A 16,620-nucleotide genomic window follows, 5' to 3' on the forward strand; every position below is an offset into this window, starting at 1 on the left:
GTTAGGAGAGAAACAATGTCAGCAAGAGATTTATCCGTACTAGCAAGTGTCATATTAATCGTTGCCATGCTTATCATTCCCTTCCCATCGTGGTTATTGAGCTTATTGATCATTATTAATATTTCACTTGCCTTACTTGTCCTCCTAATTTCCATGAATATGAATGAACCTTTACAGTTTTCTATATTTCCATCGCTATTATTACTATTGACGCTTTTCAGATTGGGTCTAAATGTTTCCACAACGAGATCAATCCTTAGTAAGGGTGAAGCGGGGGACGTTGTGGAAACCTTTGGAACATTCGTTGTAGGTGGAAATATACTTGTCGGACTTGTGGTATTCATCATATTGATTGTCATTCAATTTATCGTCATAACGAAAGGATCCGAACGTGTATCTGAGGTTGCCGCACGCTTTACCCTCGATGCTATGCCGGGGAAACAAATGAGCATCGATGCCGATTTAAATGCTGGTATGATCTCTGAGCATGATGCAAGGAATCGACGTGAGAAAGTGGGGAAAGAAGCCGACTTCTATGGTGCAATGGACGGTGCTTCTAAATTTGTAAAGGGTGATGCGATTGCAGGAATTGTCATTGTCATGATCAATCTAATTTTCGGGATCATCATCGGAATGACTCAGCAGGGGCTTCCGATTGCAGAGGCGGCAACCCGCTATTCACTGCTTACCGTGGGAGATGGGATCGTCAGTCAAATTCCGGCACTTTTGATCTCGACAGCCACAGGAATTGTGGTCACGAGGGCCGCATCCGAAGGAAATCTTGGTCAGGATATTATGAACCAGCTGCTTGCGTATCCCGTCATGCTCTATGTATCTGCTTTCACGATTTTTATGCTCGGTGTCGCTACTCCCATCAATGATATCTTAACAATCCCTGTTGCCGCCCTGTTAGGGGTCGGTGGATACATGCTATCGAGATCACCTAAAGAGAATGAAACAGACCTGATGGAAATGGAAGAAGAAGTAGAGCAGGATGAGATGAAGAGTCCTGAAAGCGTAGTGAATCTTCTGAATGTCGACCCAATTGAATTTGAGTTCGGATATGGATTGATTCCATTAGCTGATACAAATCAGGGAGGAGACCTCCTCGACAGGATCGTCATGATCAGGCGGCAATTGGCCATAGAACTTGGCCTTGTCATCCCTGTTGTCAGGATCCGGGATAATATTCAGCTTCAGCCCAACGAATACCGGTTGAAAATCAAAGGGAATGAAATGGCCCGTGGCGAGTTGCTCTTAGATCATTACTTAGCCATGAGTCCTGGGGTGGAAGATGATTCCATTGAAGGAATCGATACCATCGAGCCTTCATTTGGACTTCCAGCTAAATGGATTTCAGAAGAAATGAAGGAGCAGGCAGAGATCTTTGGCTATACAGTAGTGGATCCTCCATCTGTAGTCTCGACTCATATTACGGAAATGATCAAGAACAATGCTCACGAACTCCTCGGCAGACAGGAAACGAAGCAACTCATTGATCATCTGCAGGAATCTTACCCGATCCTTGTTGAGGAAGTGACCCCGAATCCATTAACAGTCGGGGAAGTGCAAAAGGTCCTTTCCAAACTATTAAAAGAGAATGTATCTATTCGCAATCTACCTATCATTTTTGAAACTCTCGCAGATTATGGGAAGATGAGTTCGGATACAGATTTATTAGCAGAGTATGTAAGGCAATCACTCGCAAGACAGATTACGAATCAATATGTTCAGGGTGATACTTCATTAAAGGTGGTCACCATGAGCGGCAAGGTGGAAAAAATGATAGCGGATTCCATTCAGCAAACGGAACATGGCAATTATTTATCCATGGATCCAAATGACTCGCAGGGCATTTTGGAAGCTGTTGCAAATCAAGTAGAGCAGCTGTCCCTGATGGAAGAATCTCCCGTCATTCTGTGTTCACCAGCAGTGAGAATGTACGTTAGACAGCTGACGGAAAGATATTTTCCACAGGTTCCGATCATATCGTATAACGAATTAGAGGCAAATGTTGAAGTACAAAGTTTAGGGGTGGTGAATATAGGATGAAGGTAAAGAAATATTCTGCTTCAACAATGAGTGAAGCCATGAAGAAGGTTAGGTCTGAACTGGGAGAAAATGCAGTCATATTAAATTCTAAAGTCACCTACATAGGCGGATTCATGGGGTTGTTTAAGAAAAAAATGATTGAAGTCATCGCTGCCATAGATCCAGATGTTGAAAATGAAAAGATGGAAATCAGCAGAGTGAAAACGAAGACCGCTTCGAAATCAATCATTCAGCCGGCTAATGAGAAAAAGGAAAACTATGAATCTAATTCATCGGTTGAAGCGGAATTAAAGGAATTGAAACAAATGATTACCACCCTGAAATCTAAAAATCGATTTGAAACATTCACTGAGGGAGTGCAGGATATCCTTTTTCACCTAATGAACCATGATGTGAGTGATTCAACTTTGTTTCAACTGGGAGACCAGTTGGAAAAAAAGATCCAAGCCGGAACGCTGCCAGTGGACAGACGGGATGAGTGGGCTACCAGAGAAGTGAAGCATTTTCTTCATCATCATTTAAAAGGAATTGAATATGGAGGAATAAGCTATAAACGAAAATATATTAATGTCATAGGTCCTACAGGGGTGGGAAAAACAACGACGCTCGCCAAGATGGCTGCAGAAGCAGTGATTGAAAGAAGGATGAAAATCGCCTTCATCACGACAGATACATACCGGATCGCTGCGATTGAGCAATTAAAAACCTACGCAGGTCTTCTGAATGTGCCGGTTGAAGTCGTTTATAAAATAGAGGACTTTAAGAAAGCGATCGATAAATTCATGGACTACGATCATGTTTTCATTGATACGGCGGGTCGTAACTTCAGGGAAAAGAAATATGTAGAGGATTTGCAAAAAGTCATTGATTTTGATCATCAGATGGAAACCTATCTGGTTCTATCCTTAACAAGTAAAGAAAAAGACATGAGGGAGATCATTTCCCAATTTTCTTCGATTCATATCGATCGGTTTATTTTTACGAAACTAGATGAGACGTCGAGCTACGGATCAATGATCAATATGATGTCTGAAGCGGGTATTGGTGCAGCTTATGTAACAAATGGCCAGGATGTCCCCGAAGATATTACAGAAGTGAATGAGGATGAAATCGTTCGATTGCTTATGAAAGGATTCTGCCATGAAAGATCAAGCGTATAACTTAAGGAGGAAAATGCTCCTGACAGACTCGGTTCCTGCTAAGACGATCGCAATTGTAAGTGGAAAGGGAGGGGTTGGTAAATCGAATATATCGACGAACCTCTCCATTCTTCTTGCTAAAGAGAATAAAAAGGTGCTCCTGTTTGATCTGGATATAGGGATGGGGAATATTCATATTTTACTAGGGAGTCATCATACCTACTCAATAATGGATTATATTGAGGAAAAAGTACTAGAAATCGACACGATTATATGTGAGAATGTTCATGGTATTTCTTACATAAGCGGCGGGAATGGCTTGAAGAATATAGTGGATTGGCAGGAGAAGCAAGTACAACGCTTCTTCGAGGTGATGGATTATGCGACTCATCATTATGATTATATTCTTTTTGATATGGGTGCAGGTGCTACAAGAGAAACACTGGAGTTTCTCCTAGCAATGGATGAAATCATCGTTGTTACGACTCCTGAACCAACATCTGTAACCGATGCCTATTCTATGATGAAATATATTTATTTAAGAGATGGGGAAAAACCGTTTTATCTCATATGCAATCGGGCGGAGTTCAAAAAAGAAGGTCTTGAAACGATTACTAGATTACAAGAAACCGTCAGGAAGTTTCTGCATAAAGAAATCGTATCACTTGGAGTCCTTCCAGAGGATTCAGCAGTCAGGAAGGCCGTCATCAATCAAACGCCGATTGTCGTAGGTCATCCATCTTCAGTGATGTCGTTGAGTCTTCGAGCGATGGTTCACCATCTAACGGGAACGGAATATCAGGGTACTAAAGGAACAGGCTTTGTAAAGACGATTCGAAAATTATTTTTTGGGAGGTAAAAGTCCTGAATGAAAAAGGTTTTAGTTGTAGATGATTCAGCATTTATGAGGAAGCTGATTAGTGATTTTTTAACGGCCACAGGTGAACTAGAAGTGATTGGCATTGCAAGGAATGGAGAAGACGCGATCACGAAGATAAAGAAATTCCATCCCGATGTCGTCACCCTTGATGTGGAGATGCCCAAGATGAATGGGATCGAAGCTTTGAAGCGCATCATGGAGGAATGCCCGGTACCTGTTGTGATGATTTCTTCTACAACGAAAGAAGGGACGGAGGAAACCGTCAAAGCCATGGAGCTTGGTGCCGTTGATTTCATCGCGAAACCTTCTGGTACCATTTCCTTGGACCTTCATAAGATTCAAGAAGAGCTGGTAGAGAAAGTAGTGTCAGCAAGTAAGGTGAATGTTACGAAAATAAGGGATGTGTACCAAAAGAAATCAACGTGTGCACCTTTATCAACCGTGAGTGAAGATACAGAGCCTTTATCAATTGACCGTCACATGGGATTAAATCCCCCTAAGTTAATATTAATTGGGACATCGACAGGAGGCCCACGCGCTCTGCAAAACGTGTTGACAGCATTGCCGCATCAGCTGAAAGCGCCAATCGTTGTGGTACAACATATGCCTCCGGGATTTACAAAATCACTCGCTGACCGTTTAGATGGTCAATCTGCCATTCATGTAAAGGAAGCCGAAGATGGGGAAGTTCTTCAAAATGGCACAGCCTATATTGCCCCAGGTGGTTTCCACACCAGAATAATGGAAAATGGAAAGACTCTATCGATTCAGCTTTCAAAGGATGAAGCACCTAGAAATGGCCATAGACCCTCTGTGGATATATTGTTCGAGTCTGCTAGTCTGATTCGGAATTACAGCAAAATATCCGTCATCATGACAGGTATGGGTTCTGATGGTTCCGAAGGGTTGATTAAGCTTAAAGAACGCGGAAATGTGCGGGCCATTGCAGAATCAAAAGAGACATGTATTGTGTTTGGGATGCCGAAATCGGCAATCGCAACAAAGCTAGTTGACAGGGTGGAACATATCGGGAATATTCCTCGATCAATAATGACGTACATGGATTAGAGAGGTGTGGAATATATGGAATTGAGTCAATATTTAGAAGTATTTATAGAAGAGAGCAAAGAAAATCTGCAAACCTGTAATGAACAGCTGCTGGAACTGGAAAAAAAACCGGAAGATCTTGCAATCGTTAATGAGATCTTTCGGTCAGCTCATACCTTAAAAGGGATGTCTGCCACGATGGGGTTTGAGGATTTAGCTAACCTTACACATAAAATGGAGAATGTCCTTGATGCCATCAGAAACGAAAAAATAAAGGTAACACCCGAAATACTCGACATTGTGTTTAAGTCCGTCGATGATCTTGAAGCCATGGTGTTTTCCATTGCAGATGGAGGAGATGGTAAGCGGGATGTAACGGAAGTAGTAGCCATGCTCCAGGCAATTGAAAAAGGAGAGACGATTCCTTCCTCTCACGCATTGAATGAGGTCGCTGCGGCTGCCGCAACGACTGACATAGAATTGTTATCCATGCAGTACGAAGCTTTCGAACAAACGGTTATTCAGGAATCCTATGAGCAGGGGTTCCGATGCTTTGAAATTTCCGTTACCTTGCGGGAGGATTGTCTGCTTAAAGCAGCCCGGGTATATATGGTTTTCGAAGTACTTGGAAAAATGGGTGAGGTCATTAAATCCCTACCCACGGTTGATCAGCTTGAAGAGGAGCAGTTCGATCATTCTTTCGTTATAGCTGTTGTATCGAAAGAAGAGGCAATTGACTTAGAGAATCATGTGCGAAAAGTATCTGAAGTTGAGGAAGTCACTGTTCTAGAGCTGACGGCAGAGCACCTTCAGAATCAGAATAAACCAGAAGATTCAATAACAGAGCCTGCAAAAAAAGTGCAAGTGGAAAAAGGTCGTAGTGAGGATCAAGCAAATAAACCGGCCGGAAACGTATCGAAACAATCGGCCCCTTCTAGCAAAACGATTCGGGTGAACATTGAACGACTCGATGTTCTAATGAATCTCTTTGAGGAGCTTGTCATCGACAGAGGAAGGCTTGAACAAATCTCAAGGGATTTAAATAATCCAGAGTTGAATGAAACGGTGGAGAGGATGACGAGAATATCAGGCGACCTGCAGAACATTATTCTCAATATGCGTATGGTACCTGTAGAGACGGTATTTAACCGTTTCCCACGCATGGTCAGGCAGCTGGCAAGAGACCTGAATAAAAAAATCGAATTGGAAATCATAGGTGCTGAGACGGAACTTGATCGGACCGTGATTGATGAAATCGGGGATCCCCTTGTCCATTTAATCCGAAATGCCCTGGACCATGGAATCGAAAATCCTGAAGTCCGTGTCAAAAATGGTAAATCCGAACAGGGAACCGTCAAGTTAAAAGCGTATCATAGCGGAAATCATGTGTTTATCGAACTTGAAGATGATGGAGCGGGGATCAACAAAGAGAGGGTCCTCGAAAAGGCTATCCAGAAAGGTATTGTTTCAGAAGAAACAGCCAAAACCTTATCAGATAGACAAATCTACGAGCTCATTCTGGCATCGGGCTTTTCTACAGCTGAACAGATTTCGGATATTTCCGGAAGGGGTGTCGGATTGGATGTAGTAAAAGCGACGATAGAGTCGCTTGGAGGTTCAATTACAATAGACTCCACGGTTGGACAAGGATCATTATTTTCCATCCAACTGCCGCTCACATTATCAATCATTTCTGTCATGCTTACTGAAATCGAAAATGAAAAGTATGCCATCCCTCTCTCTTCTATAATTGAAACCGCTATTGTGAAAAAGGAAGAAATCATGAAAGCACATAATCAGAGAGTGATTGACTTTAGAGGGAAAGTTGTGCCGTTACTATTTCTTGAGGATGTGTTTGAAGTACCGAAACATTCAAAGGAAGAAGAGTTATATTCTGTGGTCATCGTACGAAAAGGAGAGAAAATGGCCGGGCTGGTCGTTGATTCCTTTATTGGTCAGCAGGAAGTTGTATTGAAATCATTAGGGAATTATTTAAATGAAGTCTTTGCGATTTCAGGTGCAACTATTCTGGGAGACGGACAGGTTGCACTGATTGTTGATTGTAATGCATTAATAAAGTAGGGGGTACGGGTAATGAGTGAAATAGTAGATGCAGTGGAAGATTTAAAGCTTATTGTTTTTCAATTGGTTGACAAGGAATATGCCATACCTGTGAATCAAGTCAAATCCATAGAGAAGCTTGAACATATTACCAGAGTTCCAAGGACCGCCTCCTATGTAAAAGGTGTTATTAATTTACGTGGAGTGGTTACACCAATAATTGATCTAAGGAGCCGGTTTGAATTACCGCCAACAGAACCAACGGAGAGTACGCGAGTGATCATTGCAGGATTAGACGATAAAGAAGTTGGATTGATCGTGGACGCTGCCAATGATGTACTGGATGTCTCAAGAGAAGCGATCGAACCTTCACCCGAAGTAGTTGGTGTATTAGAGGCTGAGTACATAGGTGGAGTTGTAAAACAGAACAAGAGACTCCTGATCCTTATCCATTTAGATAAAATTCTTGAATCCATCTAAAAGGAGGGATAGGTTTGGGCTATGAAAAAAAAATAACTTCAATGCACTTGGATATATTGAAAGAAATCGGAAACATTGGGGCTGGTCATGCAGCGACCGCCCTATCAACGCTTCTTGACAAAAAGATCGATATGAAAGTACCCAGCGTTAAAGTCGTGTCATTTGATGAGATGATGGATATGGCAGGAGGACCCGATAACGTTGTCGTAAGTGTATTTCTTAGAATCGAAGGGGAAGCACCGGGAAGTATGTTCTTCTTGTTGCCCCTTGATGAGGCGTCCGTGTATATCAGGACCATGATTAACGATCGTTCCTTTTCATTTAGCGACCCTCCCTATTCAGAGCTGGGGTTATCTGCCATGCAGGAACTTGGAAATATCCTTTCGGGTTCTTATTTGTCATCTCTGTCTGATTTCACAAGCCTTAAGCTATTACCATCCGTACCTGCTTTATCTGTCGATATGGCAGGTGCGATCATAGGCTTCGGACTTCTGGAAATCTCGCAGGTAAGTGACTATGCAATCGTCATAGACACTGCCTTGAAAGAAGAGGAAGTGGATGAGTCTGAAAGTGTTAAAGGACATTTTTTCCTGTTGCCCGACCCGGAATCATTAGAAATCATATTTCTGGCATTGGGTGTAAAGCTATGATGATCACAGGCTCTGTAGTCAAGGTAGGAATCGCAGATATGAATATCGCCATGAACGGAAGCTCGATTCGTACCTCGGGTCTTGGGTCATGCGTAGGGGTCGTTTTGTACGATGAGCTTATTGGGCTTGCCGGAATGGTTCACGTAATGCTTCCCTATTCTTCATTGGGGAATGATCAAACACTCAATTTGGCCAAATATGCCGATACAGGAATTGAAGAGCTCATACGACAGTTAAAAAACCGGGGAGCAAACTTGAATAGACTTCAGTGCAAAATGGCGGGTGGTGCGCAGATGTTTCAATTCCAATCCAAGAGTGATGTGATGAGGATTGGACCGAGGAATGCAGAAGCCGTAAGAGAAACCCTTTTAAAATATAAAGTTCCGGTAGTTGCAGAGGATATAGGGGGCAACAAAGGGAGAACCATCGAATTCTTCACCTCAACAAGGATTCTCCAGGTCCGGACAGTCAATGAAGGGACGAAGGAATTATGAAGGTATGGATCCCATTTCAGTTTAAATGATCAAGAAGCCAACCGTTCCCGCGAAAGAAAATAGTTAGCAAGGAGGATTCTTATGTCTCAACAACCCACTCGAACAGATGAACAAAAATATTGGGAGAAATGGATAAACAGTCGTGATACTGAAGCGGGGGATATGTTAGTGAAGAAGTACATGCCCCTGGTGTCGTATCATGTTCAGCGAATTTCCGTTGGGTTGCCAAGGAACGTCTCTAGAGAAGATATAAAGAGTCTTGGGTTGATGGGATTATTGGATGCTCTTCAGAAGTTTGACCCTTCAAGGGATTTAAAGTTTGATACATACGCCTCCTTTCGGGTCAGAGGAGCCATTCTTGACGGTCTTAGGAAAGAAGACTGGCTTCCACGTTCTACGAGGGACCGGGCAAAAAAAATCGAGGCTAAGACCGTGGAAATGGAACAATCGCTTTTACGCCACGTGACTGCCGATGAAGTAGCAGCTTCCCTGGAGATGACACCTGAGGAAGTTTACCAAACCACAAATGAACATTTCTTTGCCAATGTTCTCTCCATGGATGAGCAATTGACTGATGAGGATCATGAATCTCAGAACTACTCTATTAAAGATCACAAAACCATTTCACCCGAGGAAGAAGTTTTGAAGGGTGAAAAACTGGCTGAATTAGAAAGAATGATTGAAACCCTTTCAGAGAAAGAGCAGCTTGTACTAAGTTTATTCTACAAGGAAGAACTTACTCTGACAGAAATAGGGGAAGTGATGAAGTTATCAACATCTCGAATTTCACAGATCCATTCAAAATCCATTTTCAAATTACGAAAACTGCTGGGATCGTAATATCAGAAAGGTTCGAAAAGACGGTTGGACTCTCCCAAGATGGAACATTAGGGGGCAGTCCTTTTACTGCCAAGTGAGAATGCGAACTGCATGTAGTAAATACAAAAGATAAGGTGATAACATGGTTGCGTTTCTACTATTTTTATCCTTTCTTCTCAATATCGTTTGTCTGCTTTCAATTGTCATACTATACTCCAGACAAAACCGGTATTCCGAAGTGGAAAAAAACCAGAAGAAGATTATTGCTGAAATGGAAGACGTCATTTCAGCATATCTGATCGAAATGAAGGAAGAAAATGATGAATTTATACGGAACATGAAATCTCAAATGCATAACGACACCGAAGAAAAAAATCCACCGCAAGGAAATAATCCGGAACCTAATGCTAATGCAATGAAGAAATCGAAATGGACTGGAACCGGATATAAACGTGCATCGGAGGCATATCTTGAGACGAAAGGTCCTGAGTCTGAGCCCATTGATCATTTGGATACGAAACCCGGTAAATCGAAGCATGATCCCCTCCTTCATCAAATCCTCTCTATGAACAAGATGGGTATGTCCATAGAAGAAATAGCAAAGTCTGTTGGAAAGGGCAAGACAGAAATTGAGTTGTTACTGAAATTTCGTCAAATTATGTAGGAAGTCCTTGATTGGCTGGTGCAGGTATGCTATAGTATTCATGGTGTTATCACACACGTTTCTCGATTGAGGTAGATGGTGCTATCTTAGGTGGATAGTTTCTACTACAAGATGACGGAAACGGAGGAGAAAACAAAAACCATTTAGGAGGAAACACACATGTCAGTAATTTCTATGAAACAATTGCTAGAAGCTGGTGTACATTTCGGACACCAAACTCGCCGTTGGAACCCAAAAATGAAGAGATACATCTTCACTGAGCGTAACGGCATCTACATCATCGACCTTCAAAAAACAGTTAAAAAGGTTGAAGAAGCTTATAACTTCGTGAAAGAATTAGCTGGTAACGGCGGTAAAGTTCTTTTCGTTGGAACAAAAAAACAAGCACAAGAGTCTGTTAAAGAAGAAGCAGAACGTGCTGGTATGTACTACATCAACCAACGTTGGTTAGGTGGAACCCTTACAAACTTCGAAACAATCCAAAAACGTATTACACGTCTTAAAAACATCGAAAAGATGGAAGAAGATGGAACTTTTGAAGTGCTTCCGAAGAAAGAAGTAGTTCAACTTAAAAAAGAACATGAACGCTTAGTTAAATTCCTAGGCGGAATCAAAGATATGAACACGCTACCTGATGCATTATTCATCATCGACCCTCGTAAAGAGCGTATCGCAGTAGCAGAAGCTCGTAAACTTCATATCCCTATCGTGGGTATCGTTGATACAAACTGTGATCCGGATGAAATCGATGTTGTCATTCCTGCGAATGATGATGCAATCCGTGCAGTTAAGCTTCTTACAGGTAAAATGGCTGACGCTATCCTAGAAGCTAAACAAGGTGAAGAAGCAGCTGTAGCAGCTGAGTAATGAATGAAAGGTGATAAGAGGGCTTACCCTTATCACCTTTTTTTAAAGAGTATTCACATCTACTGCACTCTACTATAGAGGCAGTACATTTTATGACTTTCACCAAACGGTGAATAAAGTCTACATAGTCAAACTAAGGAGGAAACCTACAATGGCAATTACTGCACAAATGGTTAAAGAACTTCGTGAAAAAACGGGCGCTGGAATGATGGATTGTAAAAAAGCGTTAACAGAAACTGACGGAGATATGGACAAAGCAATTGACTTCCTACGTGAAAAAGGGATTGCGAAAGCAGCTAAGAAAGCGGACCGTATCGCAGCTGAAGGAACTACGTACATCGCTAGTGAAGGAAACACTGCAATCATTCTTGAAGTGAACGCAGAGACAGATTTCGTTGCGAAAAACGAAAACTTCCAAAACCTTGTTAAAGAACTATCTGACCATCTTCTTGCAAACAAACCTGCTTCTGTTGAAGAAGCACTAGAGCAAAAAATGGCAAATGGTTCAACTGTAACTGAATTCATCAACGCTGCAATCGCAAAAATCGGAGAAAAAATCACATTACGTCGTTTTGAAATCCGTACTAAGGGCGACAACGCTGCATTCGGTGAATACCTGCATATGGGTGGTCGTATCGCTGTTCTTACAGTGGTAGAAGGCACTACTGATGCAAGTGTAGCGAAAGACGTTGCGATGCACGCTGCAGCGTTAAATCCTAAGTATGTATCACGCGATCAGGTTTCTGCTGAAGAAGTGGAACGTGAGCGTGAAGTGCTTAAGCAACAAGCGTTAAACGAAGGAAAGCCTGAGAACATCGTTGAGAAAATGGTGGAAGGCCGTCTTGGTAAATACTTCGAGGATATCTGCATCCTGGATCAAACATTCGTTAAGAACCCAGATCAGAAAGTACGTCAATACCTTGAAGCAAATAAAGCTACTTTAACTGATTTCACTCGTTACGAAGTTGGAGAAGGTCTTGAGAAGCGTCAAGAAAACTTCGCTGAAGAAGTAATGAACCAAGTAAACAAGTAAGATCAGATAAAGTTGAACAATTTTTAGTAGGGAACACCTAGCGTGTTCCCTATTTTTCAAGAAAAATTCTATTTTATGGAGGTTCCCATGAGCGTTCCAAAATACAAACGTGTCGTTCTGAAACTTAGTGGAGAAGCATTAGCGGGTGATGATGGCTTCGGAATCAATCCTTCTGTCATTAAAAATGTAGCAGAGGAAGTTAAAGAAATTGCCGAACTTGATGTAGAAGTGGCAGTTGTCGTTGGCGGAGGAAATATCTGGCGTGGTAAAATAGGCAGTGAAATGGGAATGGACCGTGCATCTGCAGATTATATGGGGATGCTTGCTACCGTTATGAATTCCTTGGCCCTTCAAGATAGCCTTGAACAGCTGGGAATCGAAACGAGAGTCCAAACTTCCATAGATATGCGACAAGTTGCAGAGCCGTACATTAGACGCAGAGCCATTCGTCACTTAGAGAAGAAACGTGTTGTGATCTTTGCAGCAGGTACGGGTAACCCATACTTCTCTACTGATACAACTGCAGCACTTCGAGCAGCTGAAATCGAAGCGGAAGTCATCCTTATGGCTAAGAACAACGTAGATGGTGTGTACTCTGCAGATCCTAAAAAGGACGAAAGTGCTGTTAAATATGAAGAACTTTCTTATTTAGATGTCCTGAAAGAAGGTCTTGCCGTAATGGATTCAACAGCTTCTTCACTATGTATGGACAATGATATTCCACTTATTGTATTCTCTATTATGGAGAATGGGAATATTAAGAGAGCCATCACCGGTGAAAATATTGGTACAATCGTAAGGGGGAAATCATGATGCCAAACACGATCATAACAAATGCAAAAGAAAGAATGACAAAAGCCATTCAAACGTTCTCACGTGAGCTAGCAAGCATCCGTGCAGGAAGAGCTAATGCTTCTCTTCTCGACAAGATCTCGGTTGATTACTACGGTGCACCGACACCGGTTAATCAATTAGCAGGTATTTCAATTCCTGAAGCCCGTATGCTTGTTATCCAGCCTTATGATAAATCAGCTTTAGGGGACATTGAAAAGGCAATCCTGAAGTCAGACCTTGGGATTACACCTACAAGTGATGGGAACATCATCCGCATCGTGGTTCCTGCATTAACGGAGGAGCGCCGTAAAGAGCTCGTAAAGTTAGTGAAAAAAGAAGCAGAAGATGCAAAGGTGGCTATCCGCAATATTCGCCGAGATGCAAACGATGAATTGAAGAAAAAAGAGAAAAACGGCGACATCACTGAAGATGATCTTCGTGGATACTCAGATGATGTTCAAAAGGCAACAGACGAAAGCATCGTCAAGATTGATAATATTGCAAAAGATAAAGAACAAGAAATGCTGGAAGTATAATCTTTCATAAACGAATCCCGGGGGGCCGACCTATAAGTGAACTTATATTCCTTATGGGGCGGTCCCTTGGTATTTAGTTTGTTGTTTAGGTCATTTAGGGTGGATCCCTAACGCCACTACGTTCAAACCGGATACGAATATACATAATCTATTTTCTTAAAGATATCTTCCTTGTTTTTTGATATGATAGTAAGGGCAAATATTTTTTGGATTGTTGGTGGAGGATTTTTTATGCTAAACAAGCTTAAGCAATGGAAACGACAACAAACTTCCGGGGAAGAGGATGTTCGATTCCAAGAATTACTAAAACACCCGATTCCGGGTCATATAGCGATCATTATGGATGGTAATGGAAGGTGGGCAAAGAAAAGGGCTTTGCCAAGGGTAGCCGGACACCATGAAGGTATGAAGTGTGTGCGTAGAATTACCAAACTGGCAAATGAACTGGGACTTGAAGCCTTGACTTTATATGCTTTTTCGACAGAGAATTGGAAACGACCTAAAATGGAAGTTGAGTTTCTTATGAAGCTGCCCGAGGAATTTTTAGGAACGTTTCTTCCTGAGCTGGTGGAAGAGAACGTACAAGTGAAAATGATGGGTTCGCCGGATGCCTTGCCGAATCATACGAAGGCAGCCGTTACAAAAGCGATGGAAGCGACTAAGCATAATGATGGACTAATCCTGAATTTTGCTTTGAATTATGGCAGCCGTTCGGAAATCATTTATTCCATGAAGCATGTCTTAAAAGATGTGCAGAATGGAATACTAGATGAGGAAGAATTGAATGAAGAAGTATTTTCAAAGTATTTAATGACAAGAGACTTAAAAGATCCAGACCTGCTTATTCGAACGAGTGGAGAAATCCGCTTAAGTAACTTTATGCTTTGGCAATTGGCTTATACAGAGTTCTTCTTTACTGATGTACTGTGGCCGGATTTTGGCAGGGAACATTTAATTGAAGCCATTGAAGCATATCAAGGTCGTTCAAGAAGATTTGGTGGGTTACAAAGTGAGGAATCCTAATGAAACAAAGAATTATTACAGCAGTGGTAGCGGCAGCAATATTTTTACCGATCATCATATTTGGTGAAACACCATTTATCATTTTAATGTACTTGATCGCATCCATCAGTTTATATGAGGCTTTAAAGATGAAGGGGCAATGGATTTTAACCATTCCCGGATTACTATCCCTCGCCCTTTTGTGGGTCTTCCTCATTCCGACGGAAACGATCGGGATCATATCAGATTTCGGCTATTCCAAAATTGAGTTGGCTTTTCTTGCCGTATTATTATTTTTAACATATACGGTTGCGACTAAGAATCGGTTTAATTTCGAGGATGCGGCGTTCTCTCTTCTTAGTGTTCTATATGTCGGTATCGGTTTCTATTACTTCATGGAAATCCGCTTAGAAGAAGGCGTTCAGTTCGTTTTTTATGCATTATTTATCATTTGGGCAACCGACTCAGGTGCCTATTTCATCGGAAGAGCAATGGGGAAGAAAAAGCTTTGGCCGGAAATTAGCCCGAATAAGACCATTGAAGGTTTTATTGGAGGTATTGTATGTGCCGTCATCGTCGGAGTCGTTATGACATTTTTCACCGACCTTGATATGAGCATCCCTAAGCTGGTGATTGTCACCGCCATTCTATCTGTTTTCGGACAGGTTGGTGACTTAGTTGAATCTGCTTTAAAAAGACACTATAAAGTAAAGGATTCAGGAAATCTCCTGCCGGGTCACGGTGGTATGCTGGATCGCTTCGATAGTTTACTATTTGTACTGCCCCTTCTTCATTTCCTGCTGTAACGTGGACAAAAAAGGGGGAGTTTCATTCGGGAGGAGTGTAGTAGTTGAAGAATATCAGTTTAATGGGTGCTACGGGGTCGATAGGACTTCAGACTCTGGACGTCGTTCGCGAGCATCCTGAAGAATTCAATCTGACTGCCATGTCTGTTGGTAAAAATATAGAAGAAGCCAGGAAAATAATCACGGAATTCAATCCCAGACTCGTTTCTGTTCAGCGTAAAGAAGATGCCGAAACCTTATCAACGGAAATCCCCTCGTCTGTGAAGATACTATATGGGGAAGAAGGGTTGGTAGAGGTGGCGTGTCATCATGACGCTGACATCCTCGTCAATGCTGTACTGGGAAGTGTGGGATTATATCCAACGCTTCAAGCAATCGAGGCAGGGAAAACGATTGCGATTGCCAACAAGGAAACCCTCGTAACCGCGGGACATCTTGTGATGGAAGCGGCAAGACGCAAAGGAACAACCTTGCTGCCTGTTGATAGTGAACATTCTGCCATTTTCCAGGCTCTTCAAGGGGAAAAAGAAAAGAATATAGAAAAGTTAATCATTACAGCATCAGGCGGCAGTTTCAGGGATAGGACGAGGGAAGAATTGATCGGTGTCACGGTTCATGAAGCTTTGAATCATCCCAACTGGTCAATGGGAGCAAAGATCACCATTGATTCTGCCTCCATGATGAACAAAGGGTTGGAAGTGATCGAGGCTCATTGGTTATTTGATATCCCATACGATCAAATTGATGTCGTGCAACATAGAGAAAGTATCATTCATTCCATGATTCAATTCCATGATTCATCTGTGATGGCCCAACTGGGGACTCCGGATATGCGCGTTCCGATTCAATATGCCCTCACGTATCCAGACAGAATCCAAAGACCAGGGAAACGGCTCAACCTTGTTGAGATCGGTAAGCTTCACTTTGAAGAAATGGATCAGAATCGCTTTCGGTGCCTGGCTTTTGCCTATGAAGCAGGACGGATCGGTGGCAGTATGACGACCGTTTTAAATGCGGCAAACGAAGCAAGCGTTGCGCTATTCCTGGAAAATAAGATATCTTTCCTGGATATTGAAACATATATTGAAAAGGCGCTCAGTGCACACGATGTTATACATACCCCTGATCTTGATACCATTCATGAAATCGATCTACAGACACGCAGACTCGTTGCTAGCTGGGTGTAATGCACTAACTGCGCATGTTTGGATGAGCAGGAGCGTAGACTGATAGTGGACATGTTTCTTATAGTTTAA

The 16,620-nt window shown here is 42.1% G+C and carries 17 protein-coding genes; all 17 read left to right on the top strand.

All coding sequences use genetic code 11. The annotated features are described in order from the left end of the window. Positions 1 to 15 precede the first annotated feature (15 nt). The 17 genes from flhA (at position 16) to SLH55_RS10590 (ending at position 16,551) form a co-directional block, all read left to right on the top strand. Positions 16 to 2,052, top strand: a complete 2,037-nt coding sequence (gene flhA / locus SLH55_RS10510; RefSeq protein ID WP_219168851.1) for a flagellar biosynthesis protein FlhA — start codon at positions 16 to 18, stop codon at positions 2,050 to 2,052. Further along, positions 2,049 to 3,212 (top strand): flagellar biosynthesis protein FlhF, encoded by a 1,164-nt coding sequence (gene flhF / locus SLH55_RS10515; protein WP_219168850.1) that lies wholly within the window; start codon positions 2,049 to 2,051, stop codon positions 3,210 to 3,212. Before flhA ends, flhF begins: the two co-directional genes overlap by 4 nt. Then, positions 3,193 to 4,050, top strand: coding sequence for a MinD/ParA family protein (locus SLH55_RS10520; RefSeq protein WP_219168849.1), 858 nt, complete (start codon positions 3,193 to 3,195; stop codon positions 4,048 to 4,050). Before flhF ends, SLH55_RS10520 begins: the two co-directional genes overlap by 20 nt. 9 nt (positions 4,051 to 4,059) lie before the next feature. After that, complete coding sequence (locus SLH55_RS10525) at positions 4,060 to 5,139, top strand: protein-glutamate methylesterase/protein-glutamine glutaminase (RefSeq protein WP_219168848.1); 1,080 nt, start codon at positions 4,060 to 4,062, stop codon at positions 5,137 to 5,139. A 15-nt stretch (positions 5,140 to 5,154) separates the two neighbouring features. Continuing rightward, positions 5,155 to 7,200 carry a chemotaxis protein CheA gene (locus tag SLH55_RS10530; protein WP_219168847.1) on the top strand — a complete coding sequence of 682 codons (2,046 nt, stop codon included), beginning with the start codon at positions 5,155 to 5,157 and terminating at the stop codon, positions 7,198 to 7,200. A gap of 12 nt (positions 7,201 to 7,212) precedes the next feature. Continuing rightward, positions 7,213 to 7,659, top strand: a complete 447-nt coding sequence (locus tag SLH55_RS10535) for a chemotaxis protein CheW (protein ID WP_219168846.1) — start codon at positions 7,213 to 7,215, stop codon at positions 7,657 to 7,659. A gap of 14 nt (positions 7,660 to 7,673) precedes the next feature. Further along, a complete protein-coding gene (locus SLH55_RS10540) occupies positions 7,674 to 8,309 on the top strand; it encodes a chemotaxis protein CheC (RefSeq protein WP_320323366.1) in 636 nt (211 codons plus the stop codon). Further along, positions 8,306 to 8,803, top strand: coding sequence for a chemotaxis protein CheD (locus SLH55_RS10545; RefSeq protein ID WP_320323367.1), 498 nt, complete (start codon positions 8,306 to 8,308; stop codon positions 8,801 to 8,803). Before SLH55_RS10540 ends, SLH55_RS10545 begins: the two co-directional genes overlap by 4 nt. 81 nt (positions 8,804 to 8,884) lie before the next feature. Next, positions 8,885 to 9,643 (top strand): FliA/WhiG family RNA polymerase sigma factor, encoded by a 759-nt coding sequence (locus SLH55_RS10550; protein ID WP_219168844.1) that lies wholly within the window; start codon positions 8,885 to 8,887, stop codon positions 9,641 to 9,643. A gap of 121 nt (positions 9,644 to 9,764) precedes the next feature. Next, complete coding sequence (locus SLH55_RS10555; RefSeq protein WP_320323368.1) at positions 9,765 to 10,286, top strand: hypothetical protein; 522 nt, start codon at positions 9,765 to 9,767, stop codon at positions 10,284 to 10,286. Between the two features lie 159 nt (positions 10,287 to 10,445). Next, positions 10,446 to 11,153 (top strand): 30S ribosomal protein S2, encoded by a 708-nt coding sequence (gene rpsB / locus SLH55_RS10560; protein WP_034760179.1) that lies wholly within the window; start codon positions 10,446 to 10,448, stop codon positions 11,151 to 11,153. A gap of 151 nt (positions 11,154 to 11,304) precedes the next feature. Continuing rightward, entirely contained in the window at positions 11,305 to 12,186 is an 882-nt protein-coding gene (tsf, locus tag SLH55_RS10565) for a translation elongation factor Ts (RefSeq protein WP_219168842.1), read from the top strand. An 87-nt stretch (positions 12,187 to 12,273) separates the two neighbouring features. Beyond that, entirely contained in the window at positions 12,274 to 12,999 is a 726-nt protein-coding gene (gene pyrH, locus SLH55_RS10570) for a UMP kinase (protein WP_206850915.1), read from the top strand. Beyond that, on the top strand, positions 12,999 to 13,556 hold the full coding sequence (gene frr, locus SLH55_RS10575; RefSeq protein ID WP_098440752.1) for a ribosome recycling factor: 558 nt from the start codon (positions 12,999 to 13,001) through the stop codon (positions 13,554 to 13,556). The genes pyrH and frr overlap by 1 nt, the downstream gene beginning before the upstream one ends. Positions 13,557 to 13,787: 231 nt before the next feature. Next, entirely contained in the window at positions 13,788 to 14,579 is a 792-nt protein-coding gene (locus SLH55_RS10580) for an isoprenyl transferase (RefSeq protein ID WP_320323369.1), read from the top strand. Further along, positions 14,579 to 15,364, top strand: a complete 786-nt coding sequence (locus SLH55_RS10585; RefSeq protein ID WP_219168840.1) for a phosphatidate cytidylyltransferase — start codon at positions 14,579 to 14,581, stop codon at positions 15,362 to 15,364. Before SLH55_RS10580 ends, SLH55_RS10585 begins: the two co-directional genes overlap by 1 nt. 44 nt (positions 15,365 to 15,408) lie before the next feature. Further along, positions 15,409 to 16,551 carry a 1-deoxy-D-xylulose-5-phosphate reductoisomerase gene (locus SLH55_RS10590; protein ID WP_219168839.1) on the top strand — a complete coding sequence of 381 codons (1,143 nt, stop codon included), beginning with the start codon at positions 15,409 to 15,411 and terminating at the stop codon, positions 16,549 to 16,551. The last annotated feature ends 69 nt before the right edge of the window (positions 16,552 to 16,620 follow it).

Source organism: Rossellomorea sp. YZS02 (genome assembly GCF_033963925.1).
GTDB lineage: Bacteria > Bacillota > Bacilli > Bacillales > Bacillaceae_B > Rossellomorea.

Coding starts and splice junctions, on each gene's coding strand:
- flhA (WP_219168851.1), top strand. CDS start 16: ATGTCAGCAAGAGATTTATCCGTACTAGCAAGTGTCATATTAATCGTT.
- flhF (WP_219168850.1), top strand. CDS start 2,049: ATGAAGGTAAAGAAATATTCTGCTTCAACAATGAGTGAAGCCATGAAG.
- SLH55_RS10520 (WP_219168849.1), top strand. CDS start 3,193: ATGAAAGATCAAGCGTATAACTTAAGGAGGAAAATGCTCCTGACAGAC.
- SLH55_RS10525 (WP_219168848.1), top strand. CDS start 4,060: ATGAAAAAGGTTTTAGTTGTAGATGATTCAGCATTTATGAGGAAGCTG.
- SLH55_RS10530 (WP_219168847.1), top strand. CDS start 5,155: ATGGAATTGAGTCAATATTTAGAAGTATTTATAGAAGAGAGCAAAGAA.
- SLH55_RS10535 (WP_219168846.1), top strand. CDS start 7,213: ATGAGTGAAATAGTAGATGCAGTGGAAGATTTAAAGCTTATTGTTTTT.
- SLH55_RS10545 (WP_320323367.1), top strand. CDS start 8,306: ATGATGATCACAGGCTCTGTAGTCAAGGTAGGAATCGCAGATATGAAT.
- SLH55_RS10550 (WP_219168844.1), top strand. CDS start 8,885: ATGTCTCAACAACCCACTCGAACAGATGAACAAAAATATTGGGAGAAA.
- SLH55_RS10555 (WP_320323368.1), top strand. CDS start 9,765: ATGGTTGCGTTTCTACTATTTTTATCCTTTCTTCTCAATATCGTTTGT.
- rpsB (WP_034760179.1), top strand. CDS start 10,446: ATGTCAGTAATTTCTATGAAACAATTGCTAGAAGCTGGTGTACATTTC.
- tsf (WP_219168842.1), top strand. CDS start 11,305: ATGGCAATTACTGCACAAATGGTTAAAGAACTTCGTGAAAAAACGGGC.
- pyrH (WP_206850915.1), top strand. CDS start 12,274: ATGAGCGTTCCAAAATACAAACGTGTCGTTCTGAAACTTAGTGGAGAA.
- frr (WP_098440752.1), top strand. CDS start 12,999: ATGCCAAACACGATCATAACAAATGCAAAAGAAAGAATGACAAAAGCC.
- SLH55_RS10580 (WP_320323369.1), top strand. CDS start 13,788: ATGCTAAACAAGCTTAAGCAATGGAAACGACAACAAACTTCCGGGGAA.
- SLH55_RS10585 (WP_219168840.1), top strand. CDS start 14,579: ATGAAACAAAGAATTATTACAGCAGTGGTAGCGGCAGCAATATTTTTA.